We start from the raw sequence: 18,282 nt of genomic DNA on the forward strand, positions 1-18,282 counted from the left end.
GCCACAGCCGATGCCCCGCGGTTTGAACGCTGCGGGGCTCGTGTGTGTATTGAGAATCAATGAAAATCCTCCCTGTTTCCCCTGCGGCGGCTAAACGCTGGTTGCAGAATATCTTGATGGCGCTATTTCTGCTGGCTCTGGGGATCCTTGGGGCGCGACTGTGGCCTCATCCACCACTTTATCAGGGAGTTCCTTTCTCTTCGGTTTACTACGATCGCCATGGAACACTGATGCGAATCTCCTTGGCTAATGACGATCGTTACCGCCTATGGACGCCATTGGAAAAGATCTCCCCACTGGCGGTACAGGGTATTTTGCTGCATGAAGATCTCTGGTTCTATTACAACCCTGGTTTTAACCCTGTCAGTCTACTGCGGGGATTTTGGCGCAGCTATGTGGCCGGTGGCAAAATGCAGGGCGGTTCGACCATCACCATGCAACTGGCGCGGATGCATTGGCACCTGAACACCCGTACGCCAGGCGGCAAATTGATGCAGGTAGTGCGAGCCGTTCAACTGGAACTCAGCTACTCCAAGCACGATATCCTGGAAGCCTATCTGAATTACGCCCCCTACGGCCGCAATATTGAAAGCATTGGGGCTGCCAGCCTGATTTACTTTGCTAAAGCACCGCAGGATCTGACGCTGCCGGAAGCGTTGACGCTCTCGGTTTTACCGCAGTCGCCAAGTTACCGAATTGATCCTAAAACCGGGGTATTGGGAGATGCGTTAACGCAGGCACGCAACCGCCTGTTCCAGCGCTGGCAGGGTGCTTATACCACTGACAGCAGCCAAAAAGCCTTATTCCAACTGCCGCTTGCACTTCGCCAGCCGGAGCAGATGCCCTATATTGCTCCGCATTTTATCGAGCAACTGCGCCAGCAAACTCAGCGGCTGGTGCAGCACGATACCCGCGTTGACACCACGCTGGATGCGGGGCTGCAGCGGTTGATCGAAAAACAGGTTAACGCCTTTATTGTCCGCAACCAGAGCCGGGGAATACATAATGCCGCGGTGCTGCTGGTCGATAGCCGCGATATGGGTATCCGTGCGCTGGTTGGATCTGCCGATTATTACAACCGTGAAATCCAGGGCCAGGTCAATGGCACCAATGCCAAGCGTTCCCCTGGCTCCACGCTCAAACCTTTTATTTATGCCTTGGGGATGGAACAGGGCGTGCTGCATCCGATGACTATCTTGAAGGATGTCCCCTCATCCTTTGGGGCCTACGCGCCAGAGAATTTTGACCGCCGCTTCCTGGGGCCGGTGACGGCGACAGATGCGCTGAATTTCAGCCGTAATATTCCAGCGGTGTATGTGGCATCGCAACTGCGCCAGCCGACGTTCTATCAGTTTCTAAACCTGTCCGGCATCGCCAACATGGCGAGTGAAAACCATTATGGGCTCTCGCTGGTATTGGGGGGAGGCGAGGTGACGGCACAGGAATTGGCGAAGCTGTATGCGTTATTGGCTAACCGGGGCGTGCTACGCCCATTACGCATGCAAAAAAGTGACGTTTATCCCCAGCCAATACGCTTACTTAGTGAAGAAGCCAGCTTTGTTACGCTGGATATGTTGCGCCAGCATCGGCGACCCGGTGACACGCTGGCACAACGCTCAGCTTCTCTGCCGGTCTATTGGAAAACCGGGACTTCCTGGGGATTCCGCGATGCCTGGAGCGTGGGTATTTTCGGACCCTACGTATTGGTAGTGTGGGAGGGAAATTTCGACAGCAAAGGCAACAACGTTTTTGTCGGCGCTGACGCGGCGGCACCGTTGTTCTTCAATATCATCGACAGTATTAATGCCAGCTATCCGATGTTGCAGGAACCGAGGCATCCCTTCCCGAAACAGCTTAAACGGGTGGATATCTGTCTGGCCAGCGGCAATCTACCTACTCAGTGGTGCCAGCAAAAAGGCAAAACCTGGTTTATTCCCGGCAAATCACCAATCAAGGTTGATACCGTCTATCGCCCGGTGGTGCTGGATATTCACAGCGGCGAAGTTGCCTGTCCGCCATATGACGAATCGCAAACTCGCTCCGAGGTATTTGAATTCTGGCCTTCCGATCTGGCAAACGTCTTCGCGCAGGCTGGGTTACCCAAACGGGCCCCTCCGGTGAACCATTGCAAGGATAACGCGGCGATTGTCAGCGGCAATCCACCGCGCATTACCTCACCGCTTAAAAATACCACCTATACCTTGAGGCAATCGCAACAGGGGCGTGACAAAATCGCTTTCAACGCGGTGACGGATGCCGACAGCAAAACGGTGTACTGGTTTGTTGATGATATTTATCTTGGCAGCAGCGCCAGTAAAAAAGCCATCGATTGGCGACCCATCAATAACGGACAGTATCGGATCCGGGCGGTGGACGATCATGGGCGTGCCGACAGCCGCCTGATTATGATTGAACTGGTGAACTAAGGCGGCTAGAGGGATCAGGGGCAATGCACCGCTTCTTTTTGCTGTGAAATAGATGGCGGCGAACACCGCAAGCCGGTTCTCAGGCAAACGATCGCTGTGACCACACCGATGCTCGGCTAATAGCTTGATCGGTTCGTTGAAGGGGCTCAGCGCGGCAAATAGCGGATTCTCGGTCTAGGGTGCAATTTCTCGATCTCAATGAGATAACCGAGTCAGATCTCCCTGAGTGAGTAGATACAGGTTGTTGTCGTATTTCATATGCATTAATATTTCTTATGTATATATATGTTTTTATTTTAATTGAATAAAAATATTCACATCATCAATAAGGAAATGTGAGCATGGATGCGAGTGGCCTGCGGTTTACGTTGAGTGTGGGGAGCCTGCCACCTGAAACCTTCGTGGTATCGGGTTTTACGTTGCATGAGCAATTCTCCGCGCTCTTCACGCTTGAACTTGACGTTGCCAGTGCCAGCCCCACCGTGGAGTTTCGTTCAATTCTGGATAATACCGCCACACTGACCATTTGGCGTGAAACAGAAGTGCAGCGTACAGTAAATGGTATTGTCACCTCTGTCGAACAGGGGGATACCGGCCTTCATCAAACCCGCTACCGACTCAGTGTGCGCCCTGCGCTCTGGCGGGTCGGATTAGGGCGGAACTCACGTATTTTTCAGCAACAGGGTTTTCTCGATATTCTGGAAACCTTGATGAAAGAAAATAATATCAGCGACTATGCCCATGCTTTTCGTTACACGCATGCTGTTCGGGAGTTTTGTGTTCAATATAATGAAAGCGACCTCGATTTCATTAATCGACTGGCCGCAGAAGAAGGTGTTTATTATTTCTTTGAACATGGAAATGACAAGCATACGCTGGTCTTTTCGGATACTTGCGATGCACTGCACAATGGGCCGACACTCCCCTATTATCCGAATAAGCAACAAACCTCATTCGATGAACTCTGTATAACCACGTTCAAGCGCCGGGAAAGTCTGCGCCCTTCGGACGTGTTGCTGAAAGATTACACCTTTAAAAATCCCCTTTGGGGTGCAGAATATCGCGACTATGCCCGCGACCTTGAGCACCAGTCCGGCCAGTATCTCCATTATGATTATCCAGGGCGCTATAAATCCGAACCCGGTGAATCCTTTGCCCGCTGGCGCATTCAGGCACTGCGTAATGATGCCCATCAGGGCGAAGGAACCAGCAATTGTCCCGTCCTGCAACCTGGAGTCCGTTTTACGCTGGAAAACCATCCGCTAGATACGTTGAATACGCGTTGGCAAATCACCCAGGCTATCCACACCGGGCAACAACCTCAGGCGCTGGAAACTGAATCGGGAGGACAAGGTACAACCGTAACAAGCCAGTTTGCGTTTATTCCCAACGATCAGACCTGGCGCCCGCTTTCACTGCCAAAACCGCGCATTGATGGTGCGCAGATTGCGATTGTCACAGGACCACCCTCTGAGGAAATCTTTTGTGATCCTTATGGCCGGGTCAAGGTGCGTTTTCTTTGGGATCGCTCAGGGAAAACAGATGACACCAGTTCCTGCTGGGTACGGGTATCGCATCCCTGGGCGGGGACAAAGTGGGGGATGTCAGCCATTCCACGCATTGGTCATGAAGTTATCGTGGAGTTTCTGAACGGAGACCCCGACCAGCCGGTGATTATCGGGCGCACCTATCATGCCAATAACCTGCCACCCGGTGACTTGCCCGCAACAAAAACCCAGATGACGATACGGTCAAAAACCCATAAAGGTGAAGGGTTCAACGAACTGCGTTTCGAGGATGAAAAAGATAAGGAAGAAATTTTCATCCATGCCCAGCGTAATAAACGCATTATTGTTTTAAATGATAAAGACGAACAGGTCGAGCATGATGAAAATCGCGCTATCGGCAATGATCAGCAGTTCAGCGTCGGGCGTGACAGGCGAAAAAACATCGCCCAGGATGAAATACTGAAAATTGGGCGAGACCGCAAAGAGCATATTGAACAGGATGTATTTGTTACCATTGGCCGTAATGAAGATCGCAAAGTATTAAGCCAGTTACGCGAAGAAATCACGGCCAGCCATGTTGTCACCATTGGTGAAAATGAAACCATTACCATCGAAGGTATCCAATCCATCGAAGCCAAAACGCAACTGAAAACGCTGACCAGGAACTACCTGTTACAGGGCACCGACAAAATACTGATCCGGGGTCCAAGCGGCAGTATCACATTTGATGCTGCAGGGATCACCATCAATGCGCCGCAAATCAATCTGCGTGGCAACGTTATTGTCTCTGGCCCGGCAGGAAATCAGGTAGAGGCGATTAAAGCCGCCATTCAGCAAGGTTCGCCGTTTGTCGAAGAATGCCCGTTGAAGAAGAAGGGATCACAGTGATGGTGGTGCAGCAACAATGGCAGGAACTGGCCTTACCCACGCCGGTTAATCTGTTCGTGCTGGCAGAAGCGACGCCGGATAACGGGTTGCTGGCACAGATGGAGTTTCATCAGGTAGCTCATCGCGCCCTTTGGCGGCTGGAGAACCAGCCAGAATTGGCGCAGTACGCCCCCTATCTGATTGATATGAAAGAGTGCCCGGCTTTTGAGCGCTGGTTCGGGCAGCAGGCTGGTGACCTGGCCTTTACCACCCTGAACAGCGGCTTAACTTTTGACCCCTTGTGGCAACATCTGCGTCGCTGCACCAAATTTGCGGATGCGCATGAAGATCGTTACTATTTTTTGCGTATCGGCAACGCGGCCATGCTTCACCTCTATCTTTCATCGATTACCGACCAGCCACAAAACGTCAGCAGACTGTTTGCCGAAGGCCGGGTTAACGGCTTGCTGTTTCAGCACCAGGCGACAGAACTGCTGATGTACTGCCACCCCCTGTTTAAACACGACACCTACGGCAAAGGTCAAGAAGAGGGCTGCCTGCTGTGGCATGACCTGATGTATGACCGGTTATCCAAGGGGGCAGTATGAACCTGTTTGGCACGGTCGATTTGACAGCGGTGGCCAGAGCCCAGCAGAAAGAGGCGGTCAGGCAACTGGTTTATTATCTGCAACGGCACTACGGCACAACGCTTCACCGCCTGCCCACTGACGTGGACACGCTGAAAGACTTTATTACGCAGACCCAGCACCAGGCCAACCAGCAGGGGTACGGTTCCGATGAGCTGTTTACTTTCTTTATTATCAGCAGCTTTTTGTTGGGTTCCGGTTGGCTACAAGACCCCGTATTTACGCCGTTGATCACCTTGCTGACGGACAGCGGTATAGACAGTGATCTCACTTCACGCCTGCACCATTGCCAGCATCAGCGACAGCGGCTGGAGGCTGCCCTGCCTGCACTGCATGACAGCACTATCACCCTGCTAGAGTCACCGATGGATCGCCTCCCCCCCGAGACACTATCGAAACACTGGCAAGTGATGGCCCAATTACGGGGCGTGCCTGCAGACCAATCATTGCCTGAGCTGTATCGCTGTTATGAAACCGACTTCCGTCAGCTTGCCGGGTTGCCAGCCAAAAATACCGGAATAAAAACCCCCACGCCAGATACCCCCAAGCGCCTGCCACACAGTGGGATGCCACAGGAAGAGAGCCATGATTTCAGCAATGACCAGGCTCATGAACAGCGCCATCAGTTATTACTTCACTTGCATCTGGCATTGGGCTTTGGGCGTTACTACCGCACTAACCGATTGCATAAAGCCTTGCACCAGGCGCTCAACACCCCGGTGTCGGAGCGGTCGATGGCGTTGATCCAGTTTTTGCGTACGCACCAGCAACGCTTAAAGGAAAATACAGAGGAAAGGGAATAAGCCATGGCAGACATACCCAAGATGGGAACACCTTGCGCCACCTGTGTTGATGGATTGGCGATCCCCTTCGACGTCAAGCCCGATAATGCACCCCACCCGGTTGACGAGCGACTGGGCTTGTATAGCGATACAGTGACCACAGACTGGTTATTTGATAACCAATGGATCACGCCTGCAAGAAAAGAGCAGCATGCGCGAAATGCCTTTCTACTGAAGGTGCTGGAACAGTTTGGTAACACCTATGGCGCAGAAAAACTGGCGGAAATGCGTGCTTTTCTCTACACGGAAGACTACCGGTTTGTCTGCCTGGATGATGAATTGCTGATTGATGCCAATGTGCAGGCATCCCAGGTGCTGCGTGAGCTTAACAGCCAGTTTATCGATATCAGCACTCGCTCTACAGGGGGGAAAGATATTGGCGAGTATCATTTAAATGATAACTTTCTGTTTGCGGATAACCGGATATTCTACGCCACCTGTACGCGGGCACGCATGGAAATGAATGACCCGAGTCCGCTTGTTGTGGATTGGTCTATCTCCGGGCACTTTGATATCACTGCAGCAGTGCAGGCGCTGAAACGGCGTTATGAAGCCGCCCAAGCTTCCAGTAAGCGCTGGACGCGATTCTGGGGCGGGGTGGAAGCCGCGTTGGCGATAGCCATGGTCATACCGCTTGTCGGTCAGTTTTCTGCTGCTGCGCGTGGCACCATTGCGGCGGTCAGAGGGGCGAAGTACGCATTTTATGCTATCGAGACCGCGCTAACGGCCAATATGCTGGTCGATGGCAGCACCAAAGTGATCAATGGTGAGGGGCTTGATCTGGGCGAGGCACTGTTTAAACGAATAGGCGCATTAGCTGACCCCAAGGATGGTGTGCAGCGTGGTGCGCAGGCATTTATGGTTGTCAATCTGCTGATGCTGGCTCCGCTTGCCGGACAGACAGCCAAGTGGGCATTGCTCCGTTTCCCCGGCACCAGTCGAAGCATGGCGGCTTATGAAGTGGCCAGAGAAATTGAAAAAGCGGCAGCCCGTTATGCCCGCCAGGGGGAAGCGGTGGGGCTCACGGTGAACATCGTCAGAACGCCAGGGGGGATGGAGGCGGTCAGCAGTTCCATCAGCCGCATTGATACCCGGCTCACTCCGTCACTGGATACCCGCAACTGGTTTCATCAGATTGAATTTATCGGTGGGGTAGCGCACGTCAACTTGCGTGCTCCTACCCTGCAAAGCAATCTGGCACTGCTGATCCACACCAGCGGGAGTTCCTTCCGTGTCGCGGGTCGGGTCAGTAAAATGGTGGGAGACGTGGGGGAGGAAATTCTGACTCAGATGATAATGCGCGAGTATGGTGTGCCTGCAAAGAATATTCTGGGCTATAGCCGGGGTAAGCTCGGGTTGAACAATGCAAGCGGTCAGGGGCTGGACATTCTGGTGCGGGTGCCACCACCGCCCAGTTTGACCGTGCGCAATCCGGATCCGGCCAATCAGGCAGTACGCAATGGCATTGAAGGATCGCATGGCACTACCCCCACCACCGAGATGACGTTCCAACCGGATACCCTGCTGGTGATTGAGTTAAAAACGACTTTGGGTGGGCAGGTTACTCCGGGGTTAAGTAAAGCGACCCAACAACCGGGTGGAGAAAAGGATTTAAAACGTATCTTGAAATTGATTAATGATCGCAAAAGTGGATGGGACCCCAGTAAGATGCAAGCTTTTGATTCTGAATTTAACAATAAAAGACTGGCAATCCAAAGAGCCGTTGAAAACGAACGTATAGAATTTGTCCATGCACAGGTTTTCTTAAAGCGTGATGGTTCCATTAACACTACGGTGGGTAATAACAATGGAATACAGTGGAATAATTGGAAATAATTGTATTGAGATTTAACTGACAAAAGGAGCATTTCGAATGGCAACTGTAAAAAATAAAAGTAGGTTAGATAAGATTTTACCTAAAGTCTCTAGCTGGGCGAAAAGTGGCTCTCAACCAATTGATCCTCAATATAATTATATGGAGCTCTACCTAAACGGACAAGAAGAACTTTATATGGCTCTTGACCATTTATATAGCCTTGGCATGGACGAAGTAGGCAACAGTCTGTTGACCGCTGAACAGCACCCCAATACGTCATCTATAAATTATATGGAGCACGCTTTTTCCAGAATGATCTATTCTAACAGCATCGGTATTCTTCGTTTAAAAGGAAGAAAAAATACTATTAATATTGGATTGGACTCGGTTATGCGTAATGTACTAGGAGCTATAGCACTAGGCATGCCTGCACTTGCGAAAAAATCTCACCAAATTATTTTTACCGCTTTGGAACAAGGCTATGGTGTTGAGAATGGACATGAAAATTCTGGTCCTGAGACCTTACGTTATACCGCCATGGGACTCTCTATTATCCATGACTGGTTACAGTTGCCGCTTGATCTGGAGAAACTGAATTTACCTCGCGATCCAGCCTGGGGACCGCTGGTCAAATACTGGAATGATCCTGATCCCGTCAAACTACAGCCAATTCTGTACAGTGCTTGTGATACCCATATTGAACGCATTGCATTAACAGAACGCGAAGTGAATAGCGGTAATTTTGAGTTTGGTTCCGAATTTGAGGCGGTACATCCAACCGAAATTCTGGCGGTATTGCGTTTGCGGCAGATGCTGGATCTACCAAGCCCAGAATTAGATCATCCTTTGATGAATACTCCCTATGCGCAGATCACCGCAGTTCCGCGGCAAGTCACTCAGCCGGACAACCTACTGGAAGCTTTTCTAACCAAAGCGCGTGAAAGAGACCCGCAGGTGATGGCTGAGTGGGATCGGATTCAGGTTGATTAATTTCGGCATCTGCTAAGGGAGCTAGCATGGCAAAACCACTGATCGTACTGGGAGATAAAACTGACCACGGCGGTGTTGTTACGACTGCCTGCTCGGGATTTGAAAATGATGGAGCGATGGTCGCCTGTGAGGGGGATACCGTCGTATGTCCACAACACGGCGCAACGGTAATTGTCGGTCACGCACAAGGATTTAGTGTTAGTGGGAAAAATGTCGCTCGCGAAGGGGATCAAACCAGTTGTGGCGCGCGTTTGATAGCCAGCCGCCATAGCACCACTCATGCGGGATAATGGGAGGCACTGCGGCTAAACTGACAAGCATTAACGTAATTGCGTGGATTTTAAGTGATTCATTTGGTTGTGGAGATGCTTTTCGACGCCCCTCGAAATACCTCTATTCTCTCCAGCACCCAGGCATGGACCTCGCTATGTAACCAGCGGGAAATACGTTCCAGTTTGATGGGTTTGGGGAACTCAAAATTCGCTCAAAAAATAGGTTCACATGGGGATTGTCACAAATTCCATGTTGTATCCCTGCCTGAAATTAAAATATCTGATAATTTAACCCCATACGTAAGGTTATGGACAATCTATTCTCAGGGAGACAGAGGTGCGTCATTTCGAATTCAAAGACGATAAATCAAGCAAGTTTTGGCAAATCGAGCAGTCAGACAGTGATTTAAACCTGCGCTGGGGCAAGATTGGTACACAGGGGCAAAGCCAGACCAAGAATTTTGATAATGAAGCCAAAGCCTTGGCCGCTATGACTAAACTGGTGAAGGAAAAAACCGGTAAAGGCTATGTCGAAATTGCCGTTGATGAAAACGCCACTATTGGTGCCACCGCGCCAAAACCGCCAGCCGAGCCAGCAGAAGAACCTCGCGCTGAGCCAATAAGCGCTACCCCAATAGAAAGCACGCCTCAGGTCTCTGCTGCCACTATACTTTCGCAATCCGTTGCCTCTTCAGACATCGCCAAACCTGCTGGCGAAACACCGCCGTGGTTAGCTAACGGTGAGCCAATCATCTTACCGAAAGATTTAAGCATTCAGGCATTGACCAACCGCGCTCATTCGGGTGAAAAGCCGGAGCTGAATGACAAACAGAGTTGGATCAAGCTTCGCAACGTTTTGTATAAAAACGACAGTATCCTGGCTGACTTTGACTCGACCTCTGCGGGATTACGCCAGACCTATATCGCAAGCTGGAAACGGTTGGCCGATCAACAGATGGACGGCTCCCTCGAGTCAGATGCGGTGTTGTTTGCCCTTGCGAGTAATGTCGGTGGTCACCGTTATAACGGTGAAGGAACGGTAGATATTACCGACTTTTTAGTTGCCAGAAAGGGATTACCGTATGCGATTGATGTGCTGTTACTGGCGCAGGGGATTTGCGTTGAAGCGAACTGGGATCGCGATGCGCAAAAGCAAAACTACTCCCTCAATGAAGATATCGAACAACCGCTAAGCAGTTCGTGGATGTGTCCCTATAGCTGTGCTGAGCTGCATTTCCGTAAGTTCCTGTCTTGTGCTGATGAAGCCGAATGGCAGATTTGCGTGGATAAATTGATCGCGGGCTTGCCGCAGCTGCATGTCAGCCGCCAGCCGTTGATTGCTTTGTTATTGCCTGAGCGCCCAGATATTGCGAACCGGTTAGCCAGTGAGTTGATCCAACAAGGGGTTAATGATGTCACGCCATGGCTACAGTTGGTCGTCACCGACGAGGCTATTCTGAAGTCGTTAGGCGGAATGAGCCGTTCTGCCTATCGACACGGAGTATTCCTTAATTGTGAATTTAGTATCGCCACGCTGATTGCTGAACGCGGTGTTAACGCGGTACCGATTCTGGCCTACCAACCGGAAATAACCCTTGCCGGTGATGCTTTGGCCTGTATTGGCACGCCAGCGGCGATTACCGCCCTGGCGCAGGTTTCCGGTCAGGGTAAAGCGTTTCTGTCCCGATTCATTGACGCCGCGCACCGCTGGCCGCTGGCATCGATCCCGGCGATTGCAGAGCTGTTGGCCTCTAACAACAAAGACAGCGGCATGCTGGGCGCTTGCTTAAGCAATCTGCTGCTGGCCAATCCGGAACAAGTGGCCCAGCTACTGCCCTGGATGAGCGGGGCCGCGCAAACACAGGCGCAAGATTTGATTACCCGCGTATCTGGCCCGGTTGAATTAGCCGATGAGGCCGATTTACCTCTCGTGCTGGTCAGCCCGCCTTGGCTACAGAAAAAGAAAAAACGAGAAGCGGCAGTCCTGGCACTTGAGCCACTGAATCTGGCACCGGTACTCGATTTAACCGATGAAGAGAAAAAACAGTGGTTAGCGCTGAATGGCTGGGAAGAAAAGCGCTATCAGGCTGCTGCAAAAAATATGAATACGCTGGCCAAGGAGCTGGGTTTCCAGATTTATCAATCAGGTAACAGGAAGAGCCAGAACGAAAATGCAGCCGTTGCCATCAGAAATCGGGATACGCAGGGCCTGATTGACGCCTGGAAGGCTCAGCTCGCGCAGGCCAGCTGGTCAAACTTTAGTATGCGCTTTACCTCGCTGTTGCCCGATGAGATGGCGCTGGCCTTATGGAACAGTTTGTCTGCACAACAATGCAGCGGTGAGGGGTATATACTGGTCAAATTTGGCGAAGCGGCGCTACCTGGTCTGATCAATGCGGTGCGCTCTCGCCCAACAGAACTGACCAATATCTGGGGCCACGTGGGTGCCAGCGAATTGGCCCCGCTTATCGCCCGTGCTTACCTCAAGCTGAAAACGCTGCGCAGTGAAGCCCAGCAGTGGTTGTGCAAGTATCCGCATCATAGCGCTATCGGCCTGATCCCTGCGGCATTAGGCAAGAAAGGGGAAGCCAAAGATTGCGCAACCTCGGGATTACGGATGCTGGCAACGCAGGGGCACGAAGCGTTGATTATGCAAACCGGTGAGGCTTACGGCAATCCAGGGGTGACCGACGCACTACGCGCTATGCTGGATGAAGATCCGCTCGATCGCTTCCCGAGTAAAATCAGCAAATCTCCTGACTTTTATCAACCCGCAGGCTGGCGTCGTCCGTTACTCAAGGCGAGTAAAAAAGCCTTACCGGACAGCGCGCTGGAACACTTGGGCACCATGCTGCGCTTCCCGGTCAGTGAGGGGCTGTATGAAGGGATCAGTCAGGTAAAACAGGCTTGTGATCCAGACTCACTGGCGGATTTTGCCTGGGATATGTTCTCAGCATGGTTATTTGCTGCGGCGCCCTCCAAAGAGGGCTGGGCATTTACGTCTCTGGGCCTGTTTGGTACCGATGACACGGCACGCAAGCTCACGCCGTTTATTCGCGCCTGGCCCGGGGAAGCTCAGCACCAGCGGGCGGTTAACGGCCTGGAAATGCTGAATCAGATCGGATCCGACGTGGCGCTGATGCTGCTGAACGGCATCGCGCAGAAGGTCAAATTTAAAGGCTTGCAGGACCGGGCTCGGGAAAAGATTGCGGCCATTGCCGAAGCCCGCGAGTTAACCATTGAGGAGTTGGAAGACCGTTTAGCGCCGGATTTAGGGTTGGATGAAAACGGCTCCCTGCGGTTGGATTTTGGCGATCGCCAGTTTACCGTCAGCTTCGATGAAACCCTCAAACCGTTCGTGCGTGATAGGGACGGCACTCGCCTGAAAGATCTGCCGAAACCGAAAAAGACCGACGATCAGGAATTGGCCAATGAGGCGGTGAACACCTTTAAACTGCTGAAAAAAGATGCGCGTACCGTGGCCGCTCAGCAAGTTGTGCGCCTGGAAATTGCCATGTGCCAGCGTCGCCGCTGGACTCCCGAGCTGTTCGATCTGTTTTTGGTTCGCCATCCGCTGGTACGCCACCTGGTGCAGCGCCTGGTCTGGGCGGTGTATCTGGTAGACGGCGAGTCAATGCGCGGCGGTAAGTTGGTGGATTGCTTCCGCGTTGCCGAAGACGGCAGCCTGACCACCGCAGAAGATGACGAATACACTTTGCCGCTGGGTGATAACGTGCGCATTGGTATTCCCCATGCGCTGGAGCTGCCTGAGCATCTGGCGGCAGGTTTCGGCCAACTGTTTGCCGATTATGAACTGTTGCAACCGTTCGTGCAGCTAGGCCGCGATACCTACAGCCTGACCGAACAAGAGCGGGAAAGCCGTGAGTTGCTGCGTTGGAAAGGGGCGGTGGTTCCCACAGGCCGTATTCTTGGTCTGGCTAACAAAGGCTGGCGCCGTGGTGATGCCCAGGACGCCGGTGCGATCCTGGACTTCATCAAGCCCATCGATCGCCAGTTAGGTTTTAGCCTGTCGTTTGACCCCTGCATTATCGTGGGCATGGTTGATGAATATCCTGAACAGACGCTGGAGACAGTGGTGATCGACGACGGCCAGTATTACTGGCAGCGAACCGAAGAACGCAAACCGTTCACCATTGTGGATGACATCGTCATAAGCGAACTGATCCGCGATATGGAAGTTCTGCGCGCTTAAGCTTGCCTTGATCCCGACGCATGTCGGGATCGTACTGCCTACCAAGAGAATCGATCCCTATGTCTGAACAACAAAAACTCCAGCGGCCACCAGCGGAAATTCAATACGCAGAACAACTTGCCCTATTGGCAGAGTTGGATAACCAACCGCGTCCGCCGGGCTGGGCACTTAGCCTGAATGCCGCCCGGCGCTTTATCCTGGGTGACGATAAATTAGGCATTGAGCGTAAAATTGTCGCCGATGTGGCCTCGATTGAGCGGATGCTGGTCACGCTGGCGACTGGCCGTGGCCTGATGTTGGTCGGCGAACCGGGTACCGCCAAATCGATGCTGTCTGAACTGCTGGCGACCGCCATCTCCGGCACTTCCAGCCTAACGATCCAGGGCGGGGCATCGATTACCGAAGATCAGATCAAATATTCATGGAACTACGCCATGCTGATCAATGAGGGACCCTCGCTGAAAGCGTTGGTACCAGCACCGCTTTATCAGGGCATGCGCGACGGTAAAATTGTGCGTTTTGAAGAGATCACTCGTGCGCCGCTGGAAGTACAGGACTGCCTGCTGGGTATGTTGTCCGATCGCGTGATGACCATCCCCGAGCTGAATGATGAACATAACCTGCTGTATGCGCAGGAAGGGTTCAACATTATCGGTACCGCCAACACCCGCGATCGCGGCGTGAACGAAATGAGTGCCGCCCTGAAGCGTCGCTTTGATTTTGAGACCGTATTTCCGATTATGGATTTCCAACAGGAGCTGGAATTGGTGGCCACGGCGTCCAACCGGCTGTTGGAAAAGAGCGCCATTCCTCATGCCGTTCCCGTCGAGGTTCTGGAACTGCTGGTCACCACCTTCCGCGATCTGCGCGGCGGTGAAAAATCGACAGGTAAAGGTGGCGGTGATAGCGCCATGGACCGGTTGACCGCCGTGATGTCGACCGCCGAGGCGGTGAATGTGGCTCATGCGGTGGGCGTTCGGGCATGGTTTCTTGAACAGCGCAGCGGTGAGCCTGCGGACCTGGTGGAGTGCATCGCCGGAACGGTGGTCAAAGACAATGCGGACGATCGGGCAAAACTCAGGCGCTATTTTGAGCAAAAGGTCGCGAAAAAGTCCGGCAGCCATTGGCGGGCCTATTACCAGGCCAGACACCGTTTGCCTTAAAGGCGCTGCGTTATGAATAACTCATTCAGCCCAATGCCGGAAATTATCGGTATCCGCCATCATAGCCCGGCCTGTGCCCGGCTGGTGGCGGCAAGAATTAACACCCTGAAACCACGCTATGTGCTGATTGAAGGGCCGATGGACTTCAACTCCCGGCTCGATGAGCTGTTTTTGCCACATCAACTGCCGCTGGCTATCTACAGCTATGGTGTACCGCAACAGCGTGGGCAGGGCGTGCGCAGAGGTTCCTGGTCACCGTTTGCCGAGCATTCACCGGAGTGGCAGGCGCTGCAACAGGCCCGAGCGATCAAGGCGCAAATACGCTTTATGGATCTACCTGCCTGGCATTCCGCGTTTGCCGATATTGCCAACCGTTACGCCGATCTGGCCGATGCTGAACAGCAGCAACGGGCGGAGGATTTTGAACAGGCGCTAAGCCTGGAGTTAGGCATTCAGGGGCGCGATGCGCTTTGGGAGCGGCTCTTTGAAGACCAGTGTGATGTTCAGGAGCTGGAACAACGCCTAAGCCACTATTTCCAACGGCTGCGCGGAGAGGTTCCCGGTTCGCAGGGCAACCAGGAGCGTGAAGCCATGATGGCCCGCTGGATCCGCTGGGCCATGGATCAGCAGGACGGTACCGTTTTAGTGGTGTGCGGGGGTTATCACGCACCTGCCTTAATGAAGCTGTGGCAAAGTCTCCCCGGCGAGGAGCATGAACCGGAACTGCCATCTTTAAGCCACTGCTTTGCCGATCAACCCGGTGACGCGCAGTACACCACCGGCTCTTACTTAGTACCTTACAGCTATAAGCGGCTGGATGCTTTTACCGGCTACGCTTCGGGCATGCCGTCACCGGCGTTCCAACAGTGGGTGTGGGAATTTGGCTTAGAGCAGGCCGGGCTGTACGCTTTCCAGCGCATTCTGGAACGGTTGCGTCGGCTCCATCTACCGGCGTCTACCGCCGATATGGGCGCGGTTTATCTACGGGTTCAGGCTCTGTCGCGGCTGCGAGGCCATCAACTGCCATTACGCAATGACTGGCTGGATGCGATGGCCGGTTCGCTGGTTAAAGAAGCGATGGATGTGCCTCTGCCGTGGACCTATCGCGGCCCGTTGCGGCCGGGAACCGATCCGATCCTGGTGCAGATGATGGCGGTATTGGCTGGTGAGTCTCACGGTAAGCTGGCAGAAAATACGCCACGTCCGCCGCTGTTGATTTCACTGGAGTGCGAATTAGAGCAACTGGCGATAACCATACCATCAGAAATAAAGCTCGACCTGCTTAAACTTGAAGATCGCCAGCGCAGCAGAGCCTTGCATCAGCTAGCGCTGTTGGCTATTCCAGGCATCCATTGCCTAAAAGGCATTGGGCAGGCCATGTCGGGCGAAATGACAGAGCACTGGCAGCTTCGATCTCCGCTTGAACAGCTTGCCGCATTGATTGAAGCGGCTTCCTACGGCGCTACGCTGGCCGATGCGGCACTGGCTAAACTGGAAGAGGCATTGCTGGAGCTGCACGGTAGCCAGGGGATGGTGGTGGCGCTGGTTAAATTACTTAATCAGGCGGCGTTGGCCGGGCTGGCAGATTTCAGCACCCGCGTATTGGAACAGCTTACTGCGGCGGTGAGTCAGGAAGGGAGTTTTGAGGACTTGGGCTTCGCGCTGGAAACGGCCCATACGCTCTATCGCCACGGTGAAAGTGTAGGTATGCAGGGTTCTCCCATCCTGTTGACGGTGATCCAGATAACCTTCGACCGCGCGCTATGGTTATGTGAAAGCCATGGCAGCGTGAATCCCGCCGACAGTCATCGGCACATTGCGGCATTTCAGGCGATCCGCTTGGTAACGCGGGATCTGCTCGCGCTGCCTGATGTTGACCGCAATATGCTCTTCCCCGCATTGGAAGCCGATCGAGCGCTCACCGTCTGGCAAAGAAAATCCTCTGCCCCCGATGCCGATCCGCTAAGTCGTGGTGCGGCGTTGGGCGCACTAGTCAGCCTGAACGACGCCCATCCTGATACCGCATCTTTGATCGCACAACCGCTAGCGCTGCTGACCACCCTTGCAGCCAATAAAATGGGCGATGCGCTCAGCGGATTGATTGCGTTGGCGCGCCACCAGTTGATCCAGGATTTAACCTTTGTCGACGGCCTGAACCGGATGGTCACGGCACTGGACGACGAAGACTTCCTCCTGGCCTTACCCGCGATGCGCGGCGCGTTTTCATGGCTGCCACCGAGGGAGCGCGGTGAGTTTGCCCGCCAGATACTGGAACTTCATCAGGCGGGTCATTTACCGGCTTCGTCGTTAAATCGTGAAATTACCTCCGCAGCGCCGCAAGAGATTGCCGCTATGCAACAGGCAGAAAAGCGGGCGTTGGACATCCTTGGCCAATGGGGGCTGACATAATGGCGAAGCAACTATCACCCGAGTTACAGCGCTGGCGCTTGCTGTTAGGTGAAGCCGCTGAAGCCTCGTTGGGCGAATTAGACGCCCACTATCGCTCAGTCGATAGCGCTTTAGAATGGCTGTATGGCCGGGATCCGGAGCGTTTGGCCCGCGGTGAACGCGGAGCCAGCCTGGGCAGATCCAACCTGACCACGCCAGAGTGGATTAATGAAATTCATCAACTGTTCCCGAAAGAGGTGATCGAACGGTTGGAGGTCGATGCGGTTGAGCGTTACGGTATTGACGATGTGGTCACCAACCTTGAGGTGCTGGAACGTATTGAACCCTCCGAAGCGTTACTGAAGGCGGTGTTACATACCAAACACTTGATGAACCCGCAGGTGTTGGCCGCCGCACGCCGGCTAGTGGCGGAAGTGGTCCGCCGGATCATGGAACGCCTGGCCCGTGACGTGCGCCAGTCATTTTCCGGCAGCCGGGACCGACGCCGCCCCTCGCAGGTAAAGGTGGCGCGTAACTTTGATTTTAAACGCACCGTTGCTGATAACCTGCACCGCTGGAGCCCGCAGCACGGCAAGCTGTTTATTGAAACCCCGGCGTTTATGAGCCGGGTTAAACGCCATAGTGAACGTTGGGACATCATCCTGCTGGTAGACCAGAGTGGTTCTATGGTGGATTCGGTGATCCATGCAGCGGTAATGGCTGCCTGCCTGTGGAATTTACCGGGTATGCAAACCCGGCTGGTCGCTTTTGATACCGCCGTGGTGGATTTAACCGCAGACGTCAGCGATCCGGTTGAACTGCTGATGAAGGTTCAGTTAGGCGGCGGAACCGACATCGCCAAGGCGGTGGGTTATGCCCAGTCCTGTATCACCAATCCCCAGCGGACGATCGTGGTGGTGCTTAGCGATTTCTTTGAGGGCGGCAGTGAAAGCGAGCTGGTACGCCGGGTGCGGACCTGCATTCAGGCCGGGGCCAAAGTGCTGGGGTTGGCGGCGCTGGATCATCAGACCAACCCACAATATGATCGGGAAATGGCTAACCGACTGGTCGCGGTAGGTGCACAGATTGCAGCCATGACGCCTGGTGAACTGGCGGCCTGGCTGGCGGAAAAGGTACAAGGATGACGGCC

Annotated in this window: 11 protein-coding genes; all 11 read left to right on the top strand. The window is 53.5% G+C overall.

Annotated features, from left to right (window positions below; translation table 11 throughout):
• Positions 1-59 precede the first annotated feature (59 nt).
• The 11 genes from pbpC to DRI82_RS17570 all read left to right on the top strand — a co-directional run bounded on the left by pbpC (position 60) and on the right by DRI82_RS17570 (position 18,277).
• Positions 60-2,426: a penicillin-binding protein 1C gene (gene pbpC / locus DRI82_RS17515; RefSeq protein WP_114195200.1), complete on the top strand. Its 2,367-nt coding sequence runs from the start codon at positions 60-62 to the stop codon at positions 2,424-2,426.
• Between the two features lie 341 nt (positions 2,427-2,767).
• Complete coding sequence (locus DRI82_RS17520) at positions 2,768-4,822, top strand: type VI secretion system Vgr family protein (protein ID WP_114195201.1); 2,055 nt, start codon at positions 2,768-2,770, stop codon at positions 4,820-4,822.
• A complete protein-coding gene (locus DRI82_RS17525) occupies positions 4,792-5,409 on the top strand; it encodes a DUF4123 domain-containing protein (protein ID WP_114195202.1) in 618 nt (205 codons plus the stop codon). The genes DRI82_RS17520 and DRI82_RS17525 overlap by 31 nt, the downstream gene beginning before the upstream one ends.
• Positions 5,406-6,251, top strand: coding sequence for a hypothetical protein (locus DRI82_RS17530; protein WP_114195203.1), 846 nt, complete (start codon positions 5,406-5,408; stop codon positions 6,249-6,251). The genes DRI82_RS17525 and DRI82_RS17530 overlap by 4 nt, the downstream gene beginning before the upstream one ends.
• A gap of 3 nt (positions 6,252-6,254) precedes the next feature.
• A complete protein-coding gene (locus DRI82_RS17535) occupies positions 6,255-8,126 on the top strand; it encodes a hypothetical protein (protein WP_114195204.1) in 1,872 nt (623 codons plus the stop codon).
• Between the two features lie 37 nt (positions 8,127-8,163).
• Positions 8,164-9,096, top strand: a complete 933-nt coding sequence (locus tag DRI82_RS24140; RefSeq protein WP_211317674.1) for a hypothetical protein — start codon at positions 8,164-8,166, stop codon at positions 9,094-9,096.
• Between the two features lie 26 nt (positions 9,097-9,122).
• Positions 9,123-9,386, top strand: a complete 264-nt coding sequence (locus tag DRI82_RS17545; protein ID WP_114195206.1) for a PAAR domain-containing protein — start codon at positions 9,123-9,125, stop codon at positions 9,384-9,386.
• Between the two features lie 319 nt (positions 9,387-9,705).
• Positions 9,706-13,581 (top strand): DUF4132 domain-containing protein, encoded by a 3,876-nt coding sequence (locus DRI82_RS17555; RefSeq protein WP_114195207.1) that lies wholly within the window; start codon positions 9,706-9,708, stop codon positions 13,579-13,581.
• 59 nt (positions 13,582-13,640) lie between these two features.
• Positions 13,641-14,744 (top strand): ATP-binding protein, encoded by a 1,104-nt coding sequence (locus DRI82_RS17560; RefSeq protein ID WP_114195208.1) that lies wholly within the window; start codon positions 13,641-13,643, stop codon positions 14,742-14,744.
• Positions 14,745-14,756: 12 nt separating this feature from the next.
• Positions 14,757-17,153 carry a DUF5682 family protein gene (locus DRI82_RS17565; protein WP_245956872.1) on the top strand — a complete coding sequence of 799 codons (2,397 nt, stop codon included), beginning with the start codon at positions 14,757-14,759 and terminating at the stop codon, positions 17,151-17,153.
• Positions 17,153-18,277, top strand: coding sequence for a VWA domain-containing protein (locus DRI82_RS17570; RefSeq protein WP_114195209.1), 1,125 nt, complete (start codon positions 17,153-17,155; stop codon positions 18,275-18,277). The genes DRI82_RS17565 and DRI82_RS17570 overlap by 1 nt, the downstream gene beginning before the upstream one ends.
• Positions 18,278-18,282 lie beyond the last annotated feature (5 nt).

Origin of the sequence: Edaphovirga cremea, from assembly GCF_003332275.1 — a bacterium.
In the GTDB taxonomy this organism is placed as follows: Bacteria; Pseudomonadota; Gammaproteobacteria; order Enterobacterales; family Enterobacteriaceae; genus Edaphovirga; species Edaphovirga cremea.

Bases quoted from the DNA above. Each gene is read 5' to 3' on its own strand.
- pbpC (WP_114195200.1), top strand. From the start codon at position 60: ATGAAAATCCTCCCTGTTTCCCCTGCGGCGGCTAAACGCTGGTTGCAG.
- DRI82_RS17520 (WP_114195201.1), top strand. From the start codon at position 2,768: ATGGATGCGAGTGGCCTGCGGTTTACGTTGAGTGTGGGGAGCCTGCCA.
- DRI82_RS17525 (WP_114195202.1), top strand. From the start codon at position 4,792: ATGCCCGTTGAAGAAGAAGGGATCACAGTGATGGTGGTGCAGCAACAA.
- DRI82_RS17530 (WP_114195203.1), top strand. From the start codon at position 5,406: ATGAACCTGTTTGGCACGGTCGATTTGACAGCGGTGGCCAGAGCCCAG.
- DRI82_RS17535 (WP_114195204.1), top strand. From the start codon at position 6,255: ATGGCAGACATACCCAAGATGGGAACACCTTGCGCCACCTGTGTTGAT.
- DRI82_RS24140 (WP_211317674.1), top strand. From the start codon at position 8,164: ATGGCAACTGTAAAAAATAAAAGTAGGTTAGATAAGATTTTACCTAAA.
- DRI82_RS17545 (WP_114195206.1), top strand. From the start codon at position 9,123: ATGGCAAAACCACTGATCGTACTGGGAGATAAAACTGACCACGGCGGT.
- DRI82_RS17560 (WP_114195208.1), top strand. From the start codon at position 13,641: ATGTCTGAACAACAAAAACTCCAGCGGCCACCAGCGGAAATTCAATAC.
- DRI82_RS17565 (WP_245956872.1), top strand. From the start codon at position 14,757: ATGAATAACTCATTCAGCCCAATGCCGGAAATTATCGGTATCCGCCAT.
- DRI82_RS17570 (WP_114195209.1), top strand. From the start codon at position 17,153: ATGGCGAAGCAACTATCACCCGAGTTACAGCGCTGGCGCTTGCTGTTA.